Annotated in this window: 20 protein-coding genes; 10 read left to right on the top strand and 10 right to left on the bottom strand. The window is 59.0% G+C overall.

The features are described from left to right. Nucleotides 1-82 precede the first annotated feature (82 nt). From HY2_RS06530 to HY2_RS06495, 8 genes are all read left to right on the top strand, one after another. Nucleotides 83-817, top strand: a complete 735-nt coding sequence (locus HY2_RS06530; protein ID WP_051594793.1) for an MBL fold metallo-hydrolase — start codon at nucleotides 83-85, stop codon at nucleotides 815-817. Nucleotides 818-876: 59 nt separating this feature from the next. Next, nucleotides 877-1527 carry a YceI family protein gene (locus HY2_RS06525; RefSeq protein ID WP_034825916.1) on the top strand — a complete coding sequence of 217 codons (651 nt, stop codon included), beginning with the start codon at nucleotides 877-879 and terminating at the stop codon, nucleotides 1525-1527. Between the two features lie 117 nt (nucleotides 1528-1644). Further along, a complete protein-coding gene (locus tag HY2_RS06520; protein ID WP_034825915.1) occupies nucleotides 1645-1983 on the top strand; it encodes a YMGG-like glycine zipper-containing protein in 339 nt (112 codons plus the stop codon). A gap of 207 nt (nucleotides 1984-2190) precedes the next feature. Next, complete coding sequence (locus HY2_RS06515) at nucleotides 2191-2679, top strand: nuclear transport factor 2 family protein (RefSeq protein ID WP_034825914.1); 489 nt, start codon at nucleotides 2191-2193, stop codon at nucleotides 2677-2679. Nucleotides 2680-2805: 126 nt separating this feature from the next. Further along, nucleotides 2806-6069, top strand: coding sequence for a carbamoyl-phosphate synthase large subunit (gene carB, locus HY2_RS06510; protein ID WP_034825913.1), 3264 nt, complete (start codon nucleotides 2806-2808; stop codon nucleotides 6067-6069). 69 nt (nucleotides 6070-6138) lie between these two features. Then, nucleotides 6139-6612 carry a transcription elongation factor GreA gene (greA, locus tag HY2_RS06505; protein WP_034825910.1) on the top strand — a complete coding sequence of 158 codons (474 nt, stop codon included), beginning with the start codon at nucleotides 6139-6141 and terminating at the stop codon, nucleotides 6610-6612. After that, nucleotides 6613-7692: a mitochondrial fission ELM1 family protein gene (locus HY2_RS06500; RefSeq protein WP_034825908.1), complete on the top strand. Its 1080-nt coding sequence runs from the start codon at nucleotides 6613-6615 to the stop codon at nucleotides 7690-7692. Nucleotides 7693-7776: 84 nt separating this feature from the next. Then, a complete protein-coding gene (locus HY2_RS06495) occupies nucleotides 7777-8499 on the top strand; it encodes a helix-turn-helix transcriptional regulator (RefSeq protein ID WP_051594792.1) in 723 nt (240 codons plus the stop codon). 4 nt (nucleotides 8500-8503) lie between these two features. Here HY2_RS06495 and HY2_RS06490 read toward each other — a convergent pair whose 3' ends face one another. The 9 genes from HY2_RS06490 to HY2_RS06450 all read right to left on the bottom strand — a co-directional run bounded on the left by HY2_RS06490 (nucleotide 8504) and on the right by HY2_RS06450 (nucleotide 16627). Then, entirely contained in the window at nucleotides 8504-9085 is a 582-nt protein-coding gene (locus tag HY2_RS06490; RefSeq protein WP_034825905.1) for a chloramphenicol phosphotransferase CPT family protein, read from the bottom strand. Beyond that, nucleotides 9063-10247: a tRNA 2-thiouridine(34) synthase MnmA gene (gene mnmA, locus HY2_RS06485; protein WP_034825903.1), complete on the bottom strand. Its 1185-nt coding sequence runs from the start codon at nucleotides 10245-10247 to the stop codon at nucleotides 9063-9065. Before mnmA ends, HY2_RS06490 begins: the two co-directional genes overlap by 23 nt. An 83-nt stretch (nucleotides 10248-10330) precedes the next feature. Continuing rightward, nucleotides 10331-11215 carry a CheR family methyltransferase gene (locus tag HY2_RS06480; RefSeq protein WP_081814961.1) on the bottom strand — a complete coding sequence of 295 codons (885 nt, stop codon included), beginning with the start codon at nucleotides 11213-11215 and terminating at the stop codon, nucleotides 10331-10333. A gap of 24 nt (nucleotides 11216-11239) precedes the next feature. Further along, nucleotides 11240-11605: a response regulator gene (locus tag HY2_RS06475; protein ID WP_034825899.1), complete on the bottom strand. Its 366-nt coding sequence runs from the start codon at nucleotides 11603-11605 to the stop codon at nucleotides 11240-11242. A gap of 89 nt (nucleotides 11606-11694) precedes the next feature. Further along, nucleotides 11695-12336, bottom strand: a complete 642-nt coding sequence (locus HY2_RS06470) for a histidine phosphotransferase family protein (RefSeq protein WP_034825896.1) — start codon at nucleotides 12334-12336, stop codon at nucleotides 11695-11697. Nucleotides 12337-12440: 104 nt separating this feature from the next. Continuing rightward, the gene (locus HY2_RS06465) at nucleotides 12441-12689 is read right to left on the bottom strand and encodes a hypothetical protein (RefSeq protein WP_051594791.1); all 249 of its coding nucleotides are present in this window, start codon (nucleotides 12687-12689) and stop codon (nucleotides 12441-12443) included. A gap of 35 nt (nucleotides 12690-12724) precedes the next feature. Next, complete coding sequence (locus tag HY2_RS06460; protein ID WP_034825894.1) at nucleotides 12725-13072, bottom strand: YdbL family probable chaperone protein; 348 nt, start codon at nucleotides 13070-13072, stop codon at nucleotides 12725-12727. Nucleotides 13073-13096: 24 nt separating this feature from the next. Then, nucleotides 13097-13288, bottom strand: coding sequence for a YnbE family lipoprotein (locus HY2_RS06455; protein ID WP_081811313.1), 192 nt, complete (start codon nucleotides 13286-13288; stop codon nucleotides 13097-13099). 75 nt (nucleotides 13289-13363) lie between these two features. Further along, nucleotides 13364-16627, bottom strand: coding sequence for an intermembrane phospholipid transport protein YdbH family protein (locus HY2_RS06450; protein WP_155836545.1), 3264 nt, complete (start codon nucleotides 16625-16627; stop codon nucleotides 13364-13366). Nucleotides 16628-16887: 260 nt separating this feature from the next. Here HY2_RS06450 and HY2_RS06445 point away from each other — a divergent pair, with 260 nt between their 5' ends. Continuing rightward, entirely contained in the window at nucleotides 16888-18264 is a 1377-nt protein-coding gene (locus tag HY2_RS06445) for a M23 family metallopeptidase (RefSeq protein WP_051594801.1), read from the top strand. Between the two features lie 122 nt (nucleotides 18265-18386). Continuing rightward, nucleotides 18387-19751, top strand: a complete 1365-nt coding sequence (locus HY2_RS16710; protein WP_051594789.1) for a M23 family metallopeptidase — start codon at nucleotides 18387-18389, stop codon at nucleotides 19749-19751. Nucleotides 19752-19805: 54 nt separating this feature from the next. Here HY2_RS16710 and HY2_RS06435 read toward each other — a convergent pair. Then, on the bottom strand, nucleotides 19806-21559 hold a 1754-nt coding region (locus HY2_RS06435), incomplete at its 5' end, for an AAA family ATPase (protein ID WP_034825890.1).

Genomic DNA, 21559 nt, shown 5'->3' with positions numbered 1-21559 from the left:
TACCTTCTTAACCTTGGCCCATCGCAAGGGAAAGCAAGGGTGACGCCTTCACGAACCGGTTGATCATCGCTATTTCAGGGATATGACCGAACAGACCACGCCCCCCCGCCTCGAGATCCGCATCATTCCCGTTACGCCTCTGCAGCAGAACACCTCGCTGATCTGGTCCACCGAAACCAAGGAAGGCGTCTTCGTCGATCCGGGCGGCGAAGTGGACAAGCTGATGGGCGCTGCCGACCAGTTCGGCGTGAAGATTGTCGGCGTCTGGCTGACCCATGGCCATCTGGACCATGCCGGCGCGGCGACCGAGATTTCAGAGCGTACGGGATGCCAGATCATCGGCCCGCACGAGGACGACCAGTGGCTGCTCGACGAGCTGGAAGCGCAGGGCGCGAAATATGGCATCACCGATGGCCGCAATGTGAAGCCGGACCGCTATCTGCATGATGGCGACGAGCTGGACCTGGCGGGCAATGCGTTCGGCGTCGCCCACTGCCCCGGCCACACGCCGGGCCATGTCGTGATCTATCACAAGGATGGCGGCCTTGCCTTTGTCGGAGATGTGCTGTTCCGCGGCTCCATCGGACGGACAGACTTCCCGCGTGGCAATCACCAGCAGCTGATCGACTCCATCACCGGCAAGCTGTGGCCGCTGGGCCCGGAAATGCGCTTTGTGCCGGGCCATGGCCCGCTCTCCACCTTCGGACAGGAGCGCCAGGACAATCCGTTCGTGGCGGACTCGATCACGGGCTATCAGGGCACAGCCACACAAGACGCCAATACGACTGACCAGAAACTCGCCAAGCGGTGGAGCTGATCGTCGGCGCTGCCCCAACGCCTCTTACTTCACACATCCTTCCCTTCTGGAGAGCCATCATGAATCTTCGCCTGACTGCCCTGACCGGGGTCTGCGCCCTCACCCTTGCCGCCTGCGGTGCCCCCAGCAATGAAGCCTCCCCCGCGCCGGTCGAACCGACCGCGGCGACGGAAGCAACCGTCGACGCCGATGCGGAATGGCATCTGGTGGATGAGGAATCCCGGCTTACTTTCGTCTCCACAAAGGCCGAAGAAATTGCCGAAGTGCACACATTTGACAGCATCATGGGGACTGTTAGCCCGCAAGGCCTCGCCACGGTCGATGTCTCTCTGAACAGTGTCGACACAAACATTGAACAGCGCGACGAACGCATGCGCACCATGCTGTTCGATACACAAGCCTATCCGACGCTGACCGTGACCGCCGAAACGCCGCTCGATGGCTTCAGCGATTTGGAGATTGGCGACCGTGAGCGCATCAACACGCCCGTGACCGTCAGCCTGCACGGCCAGGAGCGCGTCTATGATGCAGACCTCTACATCACGCGCATCGGCCCGAAAAAGGTACTGGTCGAAACAGCGAGTCCTGTGCTGACCCATGCCGCTGATTTCGGCTTGGATGTCGGCGTGGAAGCCCTGCGTGAGGTGGCCAATCTGCCCTCGATCAGCCCGGCTGTGCCGGTATCTGTGTCTTTTGTCTTTGAGCAATAGACACAAGGGATTTCCTGCATTTCGGCGAGGTTACGATACCGTAAGCCACTGAAATGCGGGGGAACCAACCTGATAAAGGGACGTTTCTCAGCCGTACACAACGGAAAGGAATGACCCATGACCGCTTATCTGAAGATTGCCGCTATTGGTGCCAGCGCTATCGCCCTGGCCGCCTGTACGCAGACTGGTACCACGGAGCGTAATGCTGCTGTTGGCGCAGCCGCAGGTGCCGCAGCAGGCGCTGTAATCGGCAACAATGTCGGCGACGGCGACGCACAACGCGGTGCAGCCATTGGTGCTGTACTCGGCGGGTCCGCTGGCGCGGCCAAAGGCTGTACGGAATCCGATGATTGCGACATGCCTGGCGTAGCCGATCAGCCGGACGAAAAAGACTCAGATGGTGATGGACGTGTCGATATGTACGACCGCTATCCTTACGATGCTTCGCGCTGGTAGCCGCTGAGGCAGTCGCGTGATGGTGAGGCCCTGCATCCCCCCGGATGCAGGGCTTTATCTTTATGGCCAGAATGACCTCATATGCTTCGCCACATTTCGCCCTGACAAGTCCACACTCTTACCCTCGCCTGCCCCGGAACGGGCATGTCGTGTTCTTCGTTTCTTAAGGGATGGCATTGTGCCAAAGCGAAAGAACTGGAGACCCTGATGGGAGAGCCCATCCTAGACCTGACCCAATTGAACATCCGCCCGGCGAAAGTCATGCCCCATGGCTCTGCGCCGGATGCCCACGCCTTGCGTCAGCGGGTGAAGGATTGGTGCCGCAGCTGGCCGGAAGGCAATCGTGGCGGCGTATTTACCCGCCGCGCGAGCCTGGCCGCCGAGGGCAGCATCCAGCTGCTAAGCGATTTCGGCAAGGATGTCGCAATCTCACACAGCCTGTCCGAGTATCACGAGCTATGGCGTCCCATCCTGAACGACACGTTCCGCAACTGGGACTTCCGCATCGTGACGCCGATTGATCTGCGCCAGACAGACGAGATGGCGGCCGTCACCTTCTTTGCCTCTCTGAACGGCACCACACATGATGGTGAGGAGATGTCACAGCTGAATGCCGTGTCGCAGATCTGGCAGAAAATCAGTGGCCAGTGGCAGCTGGTTCACGAGCATACTTCAGTGCATTCTGAAGGCCGGTAAACAGGGCCAAGCCGGACGTACTGCAAATAGACTACAGCAAATGTCCATAATCGTCCCGTTTGGCCTTGCCCCGCCCCCCGACTCCCAGCTATGAGGCAGCCGTTTGGCCGGTAGGAGTAATTTAACATGCCTAAGCGCACCGATATCAGCTCCATCCTGGTCATCGGTGCTGGTCCGATCATTATCGGCCAGGCCTGTGAGTTCGACTATTCAGGGGTTCAGGCCGTCAAGGCGCTGAAAAGTGAGGGATACCGGGTCATCCTGGTGAACTCCAACCCGGCGACGATCATGACCGATCCTGAACTTGCCGATGCCACCTATATCGAACCGATCCTTCCCGAAATCGTCGAAAAGATCATCGAGATCGAAAAGCCCGATGCCCTGCTGCCGACCATGGGCGGCCAGACCGCGCTGAACTGCGCGCTGGACATGCACTATGCCGGCATTCTGGAAAAGCACGGCGTTGAACTGATCGGAGCGCGCGCCGAAGCCATCGAGATGGCCGAAGACCGCAAGCTGTTCCGGGAAGCCATGGACCGCATCGGCCTGGAAAACCCGCGCGCGGCGATCATCGCCTCCCCCAAGAAAGAGAACGGCCAATACGACCGGATCGAAGGCCTGAAGCGCGCCATGGAAGCACTGGACGAAGTGGGCTTGCCCGCTATCATCCGCCCGGCCTTCACGCTTGGCGGCACGGGCGGCGGTGTGGCCTATAATGTTCAGGAATATGAAGAGATCTGCCGGTCTGGTCTCGCGGCTTCTCCGATGGCGCAGATCCTGGTGGATGAGAGCCTGCTGGGCTGGAAAGAGTATGAGATGGAAGTTGTTCGCGACAAGGCGGACAATGCGATCATCATCTGCTCTATTGAGAATATTGACCCGATGGGCGTCCATACCGGGGACTCCATCACTGTCGCGCCAGCCCTGACGCTGACCGACAAGGAATATCAGATCATGCGGAATGCCTCTCTCGCCGTGCTGCGCGAGATTGGCGTCGAGACCGGCGGTTCCAATGTGCAATTTGCCGTGAACCCGAAAGATGGCCGTCTGGTCGTCATCGAGATGAACCCGCGCGTCTCTCGGTCATCCGCGCTGGCCTCCAAGGCGACCGGCTTCCCGATTGCCAAGATCGCCGCGAAACTGGCCGTCGGCTTCACGCTGGACGAGCTGGACAATGACATTACGGGCGTGACGCCAGCCTCCTTCGAGCCGACCATTGATTATGTCGTGACGAAGATCCCGCGCTTTGCCTTTGAGAAGTACAAAGGCGCCGAGCCCGTGCTGACCACGGCGATGAAATCTGTTGGCGAAGCGATGGCCATCGGCAGGAACTTCCAGGAAAGCCTTCAGAAGGCGCTCTGCTCTCTCGAAACAGGCCTGTGCGGCCTCGACGAGATTGCATTCGAGACGGAAGCCGACCTGCGCACGGCGCTGGGTGTTCCCTCACCTGACCGTTTGCGTGTTGTCGCACAGGCGCTGCGGCAGGGGCTGAACGTGGACGAAGTTTACCAGATCACCTCTATCGACAAATGGTTCCTGCGCCAGATTGCCGAACTGATGGCGGTCGAGGCAGACGTGCGCAAGAGTGGCCTGCCGAAAGACAAGGCTGGCATGGTGCACCTCAAATCCCTCGGTTTCTCCGATAAGCGCCTCGGCGCCTTGGTGGGCCAGAGCGAAGGCTGGGTGCGCGGGTATCGCCACTCCCTGAATGTGCGCCCGGTCTACAAGCGCATTGATACGTGCGCGGCAGAGTTTGCGGCGAAGACGCCTTATCTCTACTCCACCTATGAACAACCGGCCTTTGGCCAGGAAGAGGCAGACTGCGAAGCCCTGCCCTCTACCCGCAACAAGGCGATGATCCTGGGCGGTGGCCCGAACCGGATTGGCCAGGGCATCGAGTTCGACTATTGCTGCTGCCATGCGGCCTTTGCCATGGAAGACCTTGGCGTTGAATCCATCATGGTCAATTGCAATCCGGAAACAGTTTCTACGGACTATGACACATCGGATCGCCTCTATTTCGAGCCGCTGACCGATGAGCATGTTCTGGAGATCATCCACAAGGAACAATCCGTTGGCACGCTGCAAGGCGTGATCGTGCAGTTTGGCGGGCAGACACCGCTGAAGCTTGCAAGCACTCTGGATGCAGAGAACATTCCGATCCTGGGCACAAGCCCGGCCTCCATCGACTTGGCGGAAGACCGTGAGCAATTCGCGGCCCTGCTCGACAAGCTGAACATCCAGCAGGCCCCGTCCCGCACGGCGCGCAGTGTGGATGAAGCCCAGGTGAAGGCCAACGAGATCGGCTATCCGGTCATGCTACGCCCGTCCTTTGTGCTGGGCGGCCGCGCCATGGAAATCGCGCGCGATGATGCAGACCTGCGCAAATTCGCGGCGGAAGCCCTGCAGGTTTCCGGCGATGCTTCCTTGTTCATCGACCGCTACCTCTCCGATGCGATCGAGGTGGATGTCGACGCGCTGTGCGACGGCGAGACCGTACATGTCGCGGGCATCATGGAGCACATCGAAGAGGCAGGCGTGCACTCTGGCGACTCCGCCTGCGCCCTGCCCCCCTACACGCTGTCTGAAAGCCTGCAGCGCCGCCTTAAGGACCAGACCATCGCCCTGGCCAAGGCCCTGCAGGTGCGTGGCCTGATCAACATCCAGTTCGCGGTGAAGGATGACGAGATCTATGTGCTGGAAGCCAATCCGCGTGCCAGCCGTACCGTGCCGTTCGTGGCCAAGGCGGTCGGCGCCCCGATTGCCAGCATCGCCGCAAAAATAATGGCCGGCCGCCTGCTGCCGGAATTTGACCTGACCAATGCCAATCCGCGCCGCGTGGCGGTGAAGGAAGCCGTGTTCCCGTTTGCCCGCTTCCCGGGTGTCGACCCACAGCTGGGTCCGGAAATGAGATCCACAGGCGAAGTCATGGGCTGGGATGATGATTTCGGCATGGCCTTCCTGAAGAGCCAACTGGCCGGCGGCGTTCACCTGCCCGAATCAGGCACCGTGTTCGTTTCCGTGAAGGATTCCGACAAAAAGGGCATCATCGAAGCGATAAGAAACCTGTCCGAGATGGGCTTTTCCATCGTTGCGACCAGCGGCACGGCAAGTTTCCTGGAAGGCGAGGGTTTGACCGTTACGCGCATCAATAAAGTGCTTGAAGGACAGCCCCATATTGTCGACGCCATGATCAATGGCGACATCCAGCTTGTGTTCAATACCACCGAAGGTGCTGCATCCATTGCAGATTCCGCCTCGATCCGTCGTACAGCGGTGAACCGGAAAATTCCGTACTTCACCACTCTTGCAGCTTCGATCGCTTCGGTGCAGGCTATTGCGAGTATGAAAGCCCGGGAAATCTCGGTTCGCGCCTTGCAATCGGCCTGAACGCGCCCCACTTGACGCCCTTCATATTTAAGACAACGATTTTTGCCGCCAACTATAGAGGTGACATCCATGGAACGCATTCCCATGACCGCAGAAGGCCATGCTGCGCTTCAGGCAGAACTGAAAACGCTGAAATCCATCGAACGCCCCAATATCATTGCGGCGATTTCTGAAGCACGCGCGCATGGTGACCTTTCGGAAAATGCCGAGTACCACGCCGCAAAAGAGAAGCAGAGCTTCATCGAAGGCCGCATTGCCGAGATCGACGACAAACTGGCCCGAGCCGATGTCATTGATGTCAGCAAGCTGACAGGCTCAAAAATCCGCTTTGGTGCAACCGTGACTTTGATTGATGTCGATACGGAAGATGAGAGCACCTACAGGATCGTGGGCGAAGACGAAGCCAATGTGAAGGATGGAAAGATTTCCATCACCTCACCGATTGCCCGTGCCCTGATCGGCAAGGAAGAAGGCGACGAAGCCGAAGTAGCCGCACCATCGGGGGCCCGGGCATACGAAATCGCCAAAGTCGAGTACAAATAAATGGCGAAGGCGGGGTCGCTCGGACCATCCGTCTGGGCGGCCTCAGACGGCCGCGCAGGTAACGCCGCGCAGGTGCGCGCAGTGCTTCAGGCACTGGGCGAAACACGCCGCTGGATACAGATTGCGCACATTCCGGGCGAAGGCCACCGGTCAGAACCGCTGGTGCTGACCCCGCGCGCGCCCTGGACCTGGCTGCCGGCAGACAAATGGCCATCTCCCCTCTCCTCCCTACCAAAGGACCAGCGCGCCCTGCTGACGCCGCCCTGGCCGAATGTCTGGATCGCGGCAGGCCGCCGCTCCGCCCCGCTGACGCGTGCCATACGTGAACTGTCTGGCGGCAAGACGCTGACCGTGCAGATCCTGGACCCGCGCATTCCGCCGGAGAATTTCGACCTTCTGGTCACGCCGAAACATGACGAGGTGGAAGGCGAAAATGTCATCCAGACCGTTGGCTCGCCCTCCTATTTCGCACCGGACCTGATCGAGGATGCCGGCCAGTCTTTCGCAGACCTGGCCGATGAACGCGGCAAGAGCGCAATTGTCATTCTGGGCGGGAACTCCCGTGCACATACATTTACAGATGCTGCTGCAGAGCGGCTGGAGTCTCAATTGCGCGTTCTGGCAGGCCAGGGCTGGCGTTTGCGGATCACCACATCGCGCCGCACGCCTGTACCGATCGTCGCGAAGTTCCGTGCGATGGCGGATGAAATCGGCGCGCGCTTCTGGTCGGGTCCTGAAGACGGCGACAATCCCTATCTGGCTTGGCTGATCTTTTCCGATTGCGCCATCGTCACAGAAGATAGCGCCAATATGCTATCCGATGCCGCCTGGCACGATCTGCCGATCCATATTGCCCGGCTGGAAGGCCGCTCGAAAAAGTTCGACAAGCTGCACCAGAGCCTGATCGATCACGGCGCTGCGCGCTGGTTCGGCGGCACGCTGGAAACCTGGAGCTACCCTGCCCTGCGGGAGGCCGACAAGGTGGCCGATGCCATCGTGAAAAAGCTGTTGCAGCAATATCCCCAGCCGGAAATGGGCGGCGACGAAACCAAGGTAGCCGCGCCGGATTGGTTGAGCTGACCTGATCTTCGATTGCATTGCCGGCCTGTTTGAGGCCTAATATGGCTCATCAGTCAGGTGGGGGCTGTTTTGATGGCAAGAAGCATGGAGTCACTTCGCGCATATTTCGGCGGCTGCCGAAAGGCAGAAAGTCTTGAAGAGCTGCGCCATACGGCTGTGACGTATTACAAGACGACCTCTGTAAAGATGGCCAGCTATATGCATTTCCCGCCCGTCGGTGCCCGGGATTTCAATGGCCAGATCCGCATTGCAGAGTTTGGCTATCCGGAAGAATGGCGACGCACCTATCTGCGCAAGCGCCTTTACCAAAACGATCCATTGGCCCGGCGCGCACAAGGCTTTATCCGCCCCTATTTCTGGAACGAAGTACAGCACTTTTCGGACCTGACTGATGAGGAGCGCAGCTATATCATCATGGTCAGTCAGGAGCAGCTGGGCGAAGGCCTCAGCGTTCCGGTATTTGGCCCCGCGCAACGAAACGGATATTGCGCGCTCGGCTTCGGTCGCGGCAATCCGATACCGTCGGACGATGAAGTGCTGGAATTGCAGGCCGCCTGTCAGATGGGACATCTGGCCTATTGTGAATTGCTACTGAAGGATCTGCCCAAAGGCACCAATCTTTCCTCTCGGGAAAGAGAGATCCTGTACTGGATTGTACGGGGGCAGACGAATGCGCAGATTGCGGAGTCCACGCGCCTCTCCCGCAATACGGTGGAGACCTATATAAGGCGCTGCTTCCAAAAGCTGGATGTGAATGATCGCGTGTCGGCTGCGCTGCGCGGCATGGCGCTGGGCATGGTGGACTAAGCCGTTAAAGGCTGAAAGCTTCCTGGATTTTCAAGGCGGCCTGCTGCGGCGTCATTTCGCCCGTGTCGATCTTCAGGTCGTAGGTTGCGCCGACATGCACGCGCCCGTACTGCCAGCGGGCCTGTCCGATGTCCCGGTCACCCCGCGCGAGTTCCCGCTGCTCCAGAATGGCCAGAGGCGCGTTGACACCGACAAAGAAGACCTGATGCTTGCTCAGCAGACGGATATAGTCGGCTTGCTCCGCGCCTTCCCTCAGCCACACATCATCCACGATCATGTTAAGATCGCTGTCTGCCATGGCGGCCACGGCCTGGCGCATGCCCGACATCAGCTTCGCGCCGTAAAGCCCTGTCTTGATTGAAACTTCTGGCGGCCCCGCGCCTTCAACCCGCTCAAAGACAAAGCCCTCAGGGTGGTTGTCCAGACGGCGCGGCTGCATGGTAAGAAAGTCATCCATTCGCACATGCAGGAATGGCTGGGATGTCACATCCTGAAGGGCGTGAGCCAGAGAGGTCTTGCCCGCGCTTGTTGTCCCATTCAGGATAATGACAATTGCCATGCGGTCACGCAGCCACCACGCGTTCATCTGCGGGTATGGCTTTCAGGATGAAGCCACCGCCCAGAATGCGCGTGCTACCTTCCGGATCATACATCACAGCGGCCTGACCGCGCGCGACACCCTCTTCCGGCTCATCAAACCAGATGACCGGCACGTCATCGCTCCAGCCAAGCTTTGCCGGAACTGGTGGGCGCGTAGACCGGACACGGACGAGTACAGGCGCGCCCGCATTGGCGGCCTCTTCAAGGGAACCATTGCCAATCCAGTTCAGCTCTTCCAGCAGCAAGCCGGACGTCATCAATGCCTCCCGCGGGCCGACAATGACCCGCCGGTTCGGCGCATCAATCTTGACCACGAAGAGGGGGTCACCCGTGGCCACACCGAGCCCCCGGCGCTGACCGATCGTGTAGTGAATGACGCCATTATGCTCGCCCAGCACGCGACCATCGAGATGCACGATCTCACCGCCGCGACCTGAACCCGGACGCAGTTTCTCCACCACATTGGCGTAAGAACCAGTCGGCACGAAGCAGATGTCCTGACTGTCCGGCTTGGAGGCCACAGGCAGGTTGAAATGCTCCGCCAGTTCACGCACCTCAGTCTTCGGCATGCCGCCCAGCGGGAAACGCAGATAGTCCAGCTGCTCCGTCGTCGTCGCAAACAGGAAATAGGACTGGTCCCGGCTCGCATCGGCGGCGCGGTGCAGTTCGGCCCCGGCCTCCCCTTCCTCGCGGCGGATGTAGTGGCCGGTCGCAAGGCAGTCCGCCCCGAGATCCTTCGCGGTTTTCAGGAGATCCGAGAATTTGACCGTCTGATTGCAGCGTATGCACGGGATCGGTGTCGAGCCGGCAAGATAGGTGTCGGCAAAATCTTCCATCACCTGTTCGCGGAACTTCGATTCATAGTCCAGCACGTAATGCGGGATGCCGATCTGATCCGAGACATTTCGGGCATCATGGATGTCCTGCCCGGCGCAACAGGCCCCTTTCTTCTCGATGGCGGCGCCATGATCGTAGAGTTGCAGCGTGATGCCGATGACATCATAGCCCTGTGCCTTCAGCAGCGCGGCCACAACGGAGCTGTCGACCCCGCCCGACATGGCGGCGACGACCCGCGTTTCAGCAGGCGGTTTGGCAAATCCAAGAGAGTTCACACGGCCATCCCAGGCCGGTGGTAATTCATAAGTCATGTCTCACTCCAACCGGGTTCAAGGCCCGGAGCAGTTTCAGGAAAGGCAAGCATATAGCGCGAGATGCGCCAAATTGCGAGGGATCAGGCTGCAGAGGCCTCGGCATTGGCGGTTCCGGCGGCAACCCAGCCGCCGCGGAAGTCTCGCGCAGGCTCCAGCTTGTCGGTGATGCCGATCAGGTTTTCCCCACTGCCAAGCAGCAGCATGGCGCCCGGCATCATCTGTTCAGCAAGGCTCTCAACCACGCGCTTGCGGGCCGGTTTCGCCATGCTGGGCAGCACGTTGCGGCACAGAATGACATCAAACTTGCCCAGACCACCCGCGCTTTCGAGCAAATTGTGCTGGCGAAAGCTGACGCGCGAGCGGAGATCCTCGGAAATCTCCCACTGGCCGGTTTCCAGACGCGTGAAATGCTTGATCAGTCGGCGAATGGAGAGGCCACGCTGAACTTCATAATGGCCGAAGCGGCCAATTCGCGCCTTCTCTGTCACCACTTTGCAGATGTCTGTCGAGAGAATGTCGATCTTGGCACCGCGCAGCGCTGGCGGCATCTCGTCTGCCAGGAGGATGGCTAGGGAATAGGCTTCCTGTCCTGTGCTGCCACCGGCGCACCAGACTTTCAGACGGCCCGTATTGGAAGCTTTCAGGCGCTTGGGCAGCACATCTTCAACGATGCGCTGCAGGCAGTCACGATCCCGGAAGAACCAGGTGTCCTTGGAGACAAGAGCGGCGGCAATCTCTGCCGCAAAGATCGGGTTGGCGCGCGATTTCAGGCAGTGCACCAGATCCGCCATGGAACCAAAGCCTTCACGCCGCGCGATGGGCGCAAGGCGGGCCTCAATCAGATAGGATTTGGATTTCGGAATTGCCTGACCAGAGCTTTTCAGCGCCAGATCTGCCAATTCGTTGAAGACCTCTTCCTGCATCAACCACTCCGACCGGACATTCTGCCCCAAAGGTTTACTCATGGGGACGTTTTATTAAGAAAGACTTCAGACCAGCCCGACTTCTGCGAATTTGCTTTCCAGAATATCGGCATCAAAAGGCTTCATGATGAATTCGTCAGCGCCGCACCGCAGCGCTTCATTAATATGCTCTGCATCATTCTCGATGGAGCAGAAGACGACGAGGGGCCGCGCGCCCCCCTCTTCCCGGCGCAGGGAGCGCAGAAAGTCCAGCCCGTTCATGACGGGCATGTTCCAGTCCAGCAGCACAGCGTCCGGCATGTTCTCGCGGCACATGCGCATCGCTTCTGCGCCGTCACCGGCTTCCATCACCTCAAACCGCAAATCCCGCACGATACGGGCAGCCACCTTCCGCACGACGCGGGAGTCATCAACAATCAGACAAGTCTTCATGGCGTGCCCTGTACGCAATAGTCCTACCGTGCAAGCTCGCTGAGGCCGGTTAAGAATTTATTGCCAAAGTGTAAATTTGCTGCGCGTGCTTACCCTTCAGCGCGAATGCCTGTAGCCATGAAAATGACCGTCTCATCTCCTTGGCTGGCCGTTAGCTCACCGTCCAGGCCATCGCAGATCATCTTGGCGAACAGCGGCTGAATGTTCTCTGGACGCCAACCGTCTTCCGGCTCCTCATTGGTGAGCGCCTTTTGGGTATCCAGGCGAAGTTTTGCGCGTTTTCCCTTGCAGGTCAGCGTGATGGTCATACCGCCCGCCTCGTTGCGGATACGTACGCTGATCACGCCACCACGGGGCAGGCTATCCACAGCCATCAGAACCATGTTCATCATCATGCGCACATGAGAGAAGCTCAAATGGTCTGTCTGGATATCGAATTCGATGCTGGGCCGGTGGCTCTTGACGAAATTCTCGGTGATCTTGCGCGCTTCATGAATGTCTGCCGCGCCAGAGTTCAGTCCGATGGAGCCAAAGGCATAGCGGAGATACTGAATGCGGGCCCCTGCCTTTTCGGCACCATCCTCCAGCAAGGCCTGCGCCTGAGCCTTCATCTCCATGTCGCCGGGATCATTTAGCAGGTCGAGCGCATTGGTCACCGAGGAGACCGGCGAGACAAGATCATGGCAGATGCGCGACGCAATATATGCAGACAGGCGTGCAGGATCGATCATGGAAATAGACAAGCCCCATTCTTGTATTAATTCGACGGCAGGATTGGGTGCGCCGCGCCGCCTGTCAATCGAAGCACCGTGAACTATACGCTACAAATACACGACTAAACGTCGTGTTCACCACGCTCATCGGGCCGGTCAATGTCATCATAGCCATGACGCGCGCTGTGGAATGTCAGCAGAAAAAGGCCAATCGACAATGCCAGAGTGAGCACACCGCCGATAATATAAGCGGCCCAGCCATGGCCTGAAATGCCATCTCGCATGTTCTGCCACAACAGGGACAACACCCAGAGCATAAGCCCGAGTATGGCGAAACTAGCGGTGATCCAAAGAACAAGTTTGCGGGACATGGCCCTTAGCTAGCCTCTGTCCCGCAACAGGCAACCTATTTCTGCTTCCAGCTGCCGCTGGCGTCCATGTAATACTGGCCAGGCTTGAGGGCTGCGATCTGTTTTTCGCCGGTCACACGCGCCACTTGGGCGACGGACGTGCCTGTCTCGGCAGCGATCTCGGCATATTTCGCCGCGCGCTTGTTGTTGATTTCCTGCACCTTGCGGACCACTGAAGGATCAGCCGAGCCGACGACGCCGAGGCGGCCGTCGATACGCTCACCCACCTGACCGGACTCAATGGCCGCATCAATGACAGGGTCTCCTGCCCAGGCAGCCGGTGCCATGCTGGCGAGCCCCAGGGCCAAAATGAGAGAGGCAAAAATCGTGCGAAGGGATTTCATGATATATCTCCTGACTTCGCTAAACTAGAACAGGTCGGGGTTATCCGCGATCAGGTCTTCGACTTCCTTGTCGAGGATGACGCGAACTTCCTGAGTGATGTTGACGTTGAGGTCTATCTTAATCGGCTTGTCGGATGGCTCAAGGCGTACCGTCGGTGTGCATGCAGCCATGGCCGTAAGGCCGGCGCCGATCAGCAGGACTTTTGGTAAGGTCATTCGGATTCGCTCCTCGATATTCGGCGTGAACATGACACACCCCACCTTAACGTCAATGAATGAGCACGTTGCCCGTCATTCAGGTTTGCCATTACGCTCTTCCTGCACCTGTTTGACTACGATGTCAGTCAGTTGTTTCTGGCTTGTGTAATATTGTGTGGACTTGAAAAGCTCGCTGAGTGCAGAATTAACACTGATGTCAAACTGGAAGGGCTGGTTCATCAGCACCTGTCCGTTCTTGCCATAAGTGATGCCCTTGCGGCTGACACCCTCCAGAAGCAGGGAGATGGTTATGCGGTCCAGCGCATTGCCGTCGAGGCCCACCTCCAGAACGGTGAAATCGAAATCCTTGAGCGCCTCGAACGCCATGCGGGCATTCGGGTCTGCCCCCGCAGCGGAGTCACCTGCCTCCCCCTGGTAGGATAGTCGACCGCCATTTGCGTCTGCCTTGAGCCTCGCGTCCCGGATCAGGATCTGCGTACCCTGAACGTCAATCGGGAAACGGCCAGAAACCGTGCCTGTGGCCTTGGTATCCGGCAGCTTCAGTGTCTCAACCAACCGAGCCAGCTCGATCTTGTCTGCGGTGACTTCCAGATGCTGGTCTTCACCGCCAAGTACCCACTTGAACGGGTCCAGGGCGAGCGCGCCACCCGCGAACGGAAAGGCTGCGGACTCGACGGACAGGGTCTTGCCGGAAATGAGCTGGAAGTCGATCTGGCCATTCTCAAGCGGAATGCCCGGATTCATTGCACCAATCGTGATGGTCTGTCCGGGCGCGGTCGTCAGGCCAAGCAAATCACTGAAGATTACTTCCCCATTTACGTTCTGCACCCGGCCAAGGCGCGTTGTCTGGAATCCGAAATCGCCTACAGCAACCTGCCCGGTCCCGGTAATCTTGCCACTGTTGATGTCCATCCGCGCAGAGACGTCAAGTGTGCCGCGTGCATCCGTGAAGACACCGCGCAGGCGGTCTGACAGGCGCCAAGGCTGAAGGCCGCCAGGCTCAAAGGTCAACGGCCGGGATGTGACCGCCGCCATGCCAGTGAGGCTGACAATGTTTATTCTGGCCAGGCTGTCCGCGATGGTCAGCCCGCCGGCTTTCAGGCGCAAAGGGCCAGACATATCTAGCAGGCCATCATCCAGCGTTGCCGTGAAGTCTGCCGTAAGCGGCTGATAAAGCGGGTCCTCTCGCAGGTCCCGCATGTTGACGCCGCTCGCCTCAAGATTGCCGCGAATGCCACTGGTTGCGGATACGCCATCAAAGCTGAAACTACCTGCTGTCACCTTGGCCGGGATCAGGGAACCGCTGAAATCCGTCTCGCCGAGACGCGCAGACAAGGCGGGCGGCGCGTTCCGGCGAGCCGCAAAGCCCATGCGCAGCTTATCTCCTTCTATCCCCAGCGTATTGCTGCCAATCGTCAGCGGCATGGAGACATGGTCAGCTGTCGCCGAGAGGCTGAGACCGCCCGCGCTATTCCAATCCATCCGGGCATTGGAAAAAATGATCTCTCCGCCGCCAGAAGAGAGTTCGAGTGGCAGCTTAAGAGCGCCGAGCCGCGCAGCGCCTGACAGCCCACCCTTGCCCGGCGTGGCAAACACGCCTTTGACGGGGCAGACATTTGTCGCGAAGGGCGTCAAGCGGATGGCTCCGAAAGAAAGCCCCTGACTGCGCCATGCGGCGCAACTTCCATCCACAGCGCTAAGCTGCCAGCCATCCGGCTGTTTTTCCGCACGCAAATCGCCCTTCAAGCTGGTGGTTTCAAATGTCACGCCAGACACGTCACCTGCGAAACCAACCTGCCCGCGCAGATCTATAATGCCAGCCTGCTGCGGAGAGTGTTGATACTCAAGGACATCAAGCTTGGCTGAAAGCGTCTTGCCGCCCGCACGCCAGGGCGCAAGGCTCAAGGCATCCGCACCCAGCCGGCTGATGCCGGATGAATCTGCAGAGACATTGAGGACCGCATCAAATTTTGGCACGCCACCGCCTGAGAAAGTGACATGGCCATTTACCGCCGTTTGCTCACCATCCCAGCTTAGCCAGGGTGCATCGCCAGTTGCTTCACCCGTAAGACGCAATCCGGACACCGCAGACAGTGCCGCGGCTTCGGTGACGACAACATGCAACTCATTCGGTACGCGCGTGACACGGGCCGGAAAGGTCACATCAAATTGCTGCAGCGCCTTGCTTACCGCGCGCCTGAGGCTGGCGCCATGATCCGAGAGCGGGCCTGGGAAAGACAGATAGCTCGTCACGCTGTCCGAAAGGCTGTCGGACGCGCTGGCCCCAGTGAGCGTGACATTAACCTGTGTCTCAAAAAGGGCATCTGCATCGCGCTGAATGTCTCCCGCAATGGACAAAATTCTCGCGCGGCCCTGTGGCGCTTCAACACCGCTGACCGAAAGCACATAGGGGCCCGAGAGAATACCCTCGCGAATTTTCAGATCGGCCTCGCCGTTCATGGCGTCACCGGAATAGTCCGCCAGGCGGAACGCCCCGCTCTTGATTTCTGCTGACACCGTTTCCAGCGCCTCAAAAATACCATTTCCGCTGGCGTCCGGAATCCGCGAGAGATACGCCTCTCCTGAGGTTTCAGCCGCTTGCAGGCTGTAATTTGTCCAGCTGCCTTGTAAGAGTGCCGCATCCCAGACAATGCGGGTTTCCCCCTCTCCATCAATCGGCGAGGACAAGAGAACGGAAAAATCCGCATCCCTGACAGAAATGCCACGAATGTCTGCGACATCCAGATCAAGAAGGGCCTGCCCTTCCAGACGGCCATTGTCAGCGACGATATTAACGCTGCCTTCGCTCCAGATGATCTTGCCCTGGGGCCCGTCAAGCGACACGGGATCCAGCACCATATGCACCGTACCGGATTTCGGGAATACGCCGTTCACATTGATTGAGGCGGCGATCTCCCCTGCACTAGTTTGCAGTAACAGACGCCCGTCAGTTATGCGTACGGCCGGTAAATCCGCCGCGCCGCCTTCCGACGTATTGCCGCTGCCTATGCGCTCCAAGCCATGAAAGCGTATGCCCTGATCATCCAGTGTGCCGCGCAGGATGGGCGCATCCACTTCAATCTGTGTCAGGGAGGGGCTGAACCAGTTCCAACTCAGACGCGCAGTTACTTCATTGGCCTGGAAAGGCACGTTATCACCAGACTTCACAACAAGATCCGACAGAACGCCGCCCCCTGCCCCAAGCTGGTCAAAATGCCCTTCGCAGACAAGCTGTTGACCTTCGCACCAAGAGGCCAGTGCCTGCTCTGCCACGGTCTTGCGGACAAACCAGAATATGGCGGCGACAACCAGAAGAAGTATTACCGGACCGGCCAACAGCCAGCGCCCCCATCGGAAGGGGCGCTCCACCGGGTCTTCAGCTTCTTTCTGTAAATCTTTGTAATCTATCGTATTCACTGAGTGTACCGGCTTGCTTCTTGCTTGGCTTGCCTACTAGAATTTCTAGGAAAGCAAGAAGGCCAAAATAAGCGCGTTGTCTTTTCTTAACAGGCAAAAGACATACAAAGCTGAAATGGAAAACACGATCCTAAGGGGTCATGGTGCCGGGGGGCACCGGGAATGAGGGAGGTCGCTTCGTGAAGCACGGCGCAGACAACACGCATACACACACCCTTTCGCAGGGACGGAATTTGTCACACGGCATCAAAAGCCTAATCGTTTTGGGCCTGCTTGGTTCCATGTCTGCTGCACTTGGCCTCATTTCGATTACATCTGGCGAAGATGGGGGCATGTCTTCCGCTCACGCCTCCCCGCCGCCGCCACCCTTGGCCACCACCCTTTTCTCAGCTGTCGAGTTTACCCCTGCTATGGCAGCCCCCGTGCGCCATAGCGGCGAGCTGAAAAGCCGCGAGACGCTGACAGAGCTTGTCACCAGCCTTGGCGCCTCCCCCTCCGATGCGGCAGCCGCCCTGCACACCATTTACGAGAAGGAGCTGCTGGACCCGCGCCGCCTGCGCCCTGGCGTGAAGGCTGAAACCTTCATTGTAGACGGCCAGATGAAAGCGCTGAACGTGAAGGCAGATGCTGACCGGAATCTGTTCATCACGCGCAACATGTCCGGCGACTGGTCTGCGTCTGAACTCAAGGCCCGACTAACGCCCGGCTATTCCAGGGTCGCTGCAGATATCGAAACCTCCATTTATGACGCGGCCCGCGCCCAGGGCGCCGGAGACCAGCAAGTCGTCGATTTCGCCAGCGCCTTTGCCTATGATGTTGACTTCCAGCGCGAGATCCATCGCGGCGACTCCTTCGAACTGGTCTATGAGACCTTCGTGGATGAGCGTGGCCATCCGGTCAAAACCGGCGATGTGGTCTATGCCAGCCTGGATGGCGATGCCCTGACCCGCAGCTTCTATCGCTTCGCGCCCAGCGATGATGGCGTGGCAGATTATTTTGACCAGAATGGCGAAAGCGCGACTAAATTCCTGATGAAGACGCCGATCAATGGCGCGCGCCTGTCATCTTCCTTCGGCAATCGCCGCCATCCGATCTCTGGCTATACCCGCCTGCACAAGGGCACAGACTTTGCCGCCCCGACCGGTACGCCCATCTATGCGGCGGGCAATGGCGTGGTCGAGCGCGCCAGCCGCTATGGCGGTTATGGCAATTATGTCCGTATCAAGCACGCCAATGGTTACAAAACCGCCTATGCCCATATGTCTCGCTATGGCCCAGGCGTGCGCGCTGGCAAGCGCGTCCGTCAGGGAGACATTATCGGCTATGTCGGGTCCACAGGTGCCTCCACCGGCCCGCATCTCCACTATGAAGTCTATATCGATAACAAGCCAGTCAATGCCATGAAGCTAAAGCTGCCGACGGGTCGCAAGCTGGCCGAGAGCCCGGAGATGCTTAAGGAATTCATCGCGCGCAAGGCAGAAATCGATGGCATCCGCTCCACCCAAGGGGCAACACTGATTGCGTCAAATCCGCTGCAGGCCCCGCCAACCCCATAAACACAGATTGTTGAATCCGCAGATCAGACCTCGCCCAGAAGGCGAGTCTGGCTTGTTTCTTGCGTGATTTCTTCTGAAAAACCACTCCGAGCCGCGCCCGGGAGTGGGACAGGAGTATCCTCATGATCAGCAAAGATACGAAGACCCCCGCCCGCGTGGACCGTCGCTTCCGCCCAAGCCGTAAGGCTGAACTGATTGCTGGCGGCACGGTCGTGCTCGCCATGCTCGTCCTGTTTACCCTGGTACGCCCGACATCCGAGGCCGCCAGCCCTGCTGCGCCGGACTGGCTGACCTATTCCGATTTCAGCCAGGACATGCCGACCATCTCAACAGCTGAACGGGTTGGCACGATCACAAGCCGCACGAAAGCTGCTGACGTTCTGGAAGTTCTGGGTGCCTCCCCCGAAGACGCTGCCCGTGCTATGGATGCCCTTCATGAGACAGGGCTGCTGGGCGGCAGCAAACTTGCTGCCGGGACGGTGCTGACCGCCTATTTCGACGAAGCCGCCAATGATGGGCTGGGACAGCTCGTTTCCGTCTCCCTCCGTGCGGACCCGCGTACCTCCCTGCTCGCCACGCGAAAACCGGACGGCACCTTCATGACCAGCACACTGACCGCTCGCGTCTTCACCAGCATGCGGCGCATTGCCGGCTCGATTGACACAAATCTGGCTGACGCGCTGATCGCTCAAGGCGGCAATGAGAGCCTGGCCGAGTCTGTCGCCGCCCTCTTCCCGGATGACACACAACTGTCCAAGGGGGGACGCAAGGGCGAACGCTTCGACATCGTCTATCAAGTGGCAGAGGATGAGCGCGGCAATGTGCTGGAAACCGGAGACCTGCTGTTTGCGGCCTATAATGGCAAACAAAGCAATGGCAGCTGGTATCGATTTGAACCCTCAGATACCGGCCGCGCCGAATTCTACAATCGCCAGGGCAGCACGCAGAAACCGCTGCTGACCCGCTATCCGCTTGGCTATGCGCAGATCAGTTCCGGCTTTGGTCGCCGCATGCACCCGGTCAGTGGCCTGCTGCTGCTACATAGCGGGGTAGATTTTCGCGCGCCGATCGGCACGCCCATCTATGCCGCAGGCGATGGCGTGATCAGCCAGATGGGCTGGAGCGATGGCTATGGCCGACAGATCCATATCGACCATAAGCGCGGATTTGAGACAGTCTATGCCCATATGTCCGGCTTCAACACGAAGCTGAGCGCAGGAATGCGCGTGAAACGCGGCGACCTGATCGGCTATGTCGGCAATAGCGGCACAGCCACCGGGCCGCACCTGCATTTCGAAATCCGGGAAGATGGCCGCTATATGAACCCGGTCTCTCTGAACCTGCCTTCAGGCCGCTCTCTGGCTGCGACACCGGAAGAGATGGATAAGCTGCGCGAGCAGATTACCACAATCGACACGCTGCGTGGCGCGACCGGGCCGGTGACAACGGCGCGACTGACGACGCTGACCATTCCGACCAATCCATGAAAAAAGCCCCGGTATCGCGACCGGGGCTTTTCATTATTGGGGTTCAGGCACCGCTTAGTTCAGGGACGCTGCGCCCTTGGCGATGTCATTCGGAATACCGTTGATGGCAAGCTGATCACCTTCCACACCGATCTTGATGGCCTCGCCATCATGTATGCGGCCTTCCAGGATCAGGCGCGCCAGCGGGTCCTGCAGCTCTTTCTGGATCACACGCTTCAGCGGACGGGCGCCATAGACCGGGTCATAGCCCCGCGCGGCCAGCCAGTTGCGGGCATCTGCGCTGAGCGTCAGCGTCATCTTGCGATCCTTCAACAGGCCTTCCAGACGCTCCATCTGGATATCGACAATGTGGTCGATCTCGTTGCGGCCCAGCCGCTTGAAGAAGACGATCTCGTCGATCCGGTTGATGAATTCCGGGCGGAAATGGCTGCGGATAGCGGCCATGACAGAGCCTTTTGCGGCCTCTGACACATCGCCTTCCTCCCCGCTCGCCAGAGCATCTGCACCAAGATTCGACGTCATGATGATGATCGTGTTCTTGAAGTCGACCGTGCGGCCCTGACCATCCGTCAGGCGACCATCATCCAGAACCTGCAGCAATGTGTTGAATAAATCCGGGTGAGCCTTCTCGACTTCATCGAACAGGATGACCTGATAGGGTCGGCGGCGGACAGATTCCGTCAGCACACCGCCTTCATCATAGCCGACATATCCCGGAGGCGCGCCGATCAGACGGGCTACGGAGTGTTTCTCCGAGAATTCCGACATGTCGAGGCGAAGGATTGCCGTATCATCATCGAACATGAATTCGGCCAGCGCCTTGGTCAGCTCTGTCTTGCCGACGCCGGTCGGGCCGACGAAGAGGAAAGAACCAATCGGACGGTTCGGGTCCTGCAGGCCCGCCCTTGCACGACGCACGGCATTTGAGACAGCCTCCAGCGCATCATCCTGACCGACGACCCGCTTGCGCAATTCATCTTCCATCTTCAGCAGCTTCTCGCGCTCGCCTTCCATCATCTTGTCGACCGGAATGCCGGTCCATTTGGAAACGACAGCCGCAATATGTTCCGGACGGACGACTTCAGAGACGAGCCCGCCTTCGCCATTACCCTGATCATCCTCGTTGCCTTCCACTTCAGCAATCTGTTTCTCAAGTTGCGGAATGGTCGAGAATTTCAGCTCGGACGCCTTGGCCAGATCGCCCTGGCGCTGGGCCTCCGCCATTTCGGCATAGGCTTTGTCCAGCTGCTCCTTGGCAGAGGCTGCACCTTTCAATTTATTCTTCTCGGCTGACCATGTTGTCGTCAGTTCGTCAGACTTTGTCTGGAGATCGGCAATCTCGCCCTCAAGCGTCTTCAGACGCTCCTTGGACGCATCATCCTTTTCCTTCTTCAAGGCTTCAGCTTCAATCTTCAGCTGCAGCAGGCGGCGGTCGATCTCGTCCAGTTCCTCAGGCTTGGAGTCCACCTGCATGCGCAGGCGGGAGGCCGCCTCGTCCATGAGGTCGATGGCCTTGTCCGGCAGGAAACGGTCCGTGATATAGCGATTGGACAGCGTTGCTGCCGATACAATCGCCGCATCGGAAACGCGTACGCCATGGTGCGCCTCATATCGGCCTTTCAGACCACGGAGGATAGAGATCGTGTCTTCCACCGTCGGCTCGTCCACATAGACCGCCATGAAACGGCGGGCGAGTGCCGCGTCACCTTCAACATATTTGCGGTATTCGTCCAGCGTGGTGGCACCGACACAGTGTAGTTCCCCCCGTGCCAGAGCGGGCTTCAGAAGGTTCGACGCATCCATCGCGC

It is taken from the genome of Hyphomonas pacifica (assembly GCF_000682675.1).
In the GTDB taxonomy this organism is placed as follows: Bacteria; Pseudomonadota; Alphaproteobacteria; order Caulobacterales; family Hyphomonadaceae; genus Hyphomonas; species Hyphomonas pacifica.
The sequence above is the reverse complement of the archived record's forward strand: the minus strand, read 5'-3'. Positions and strand labels throughout refer to the sequence as shown.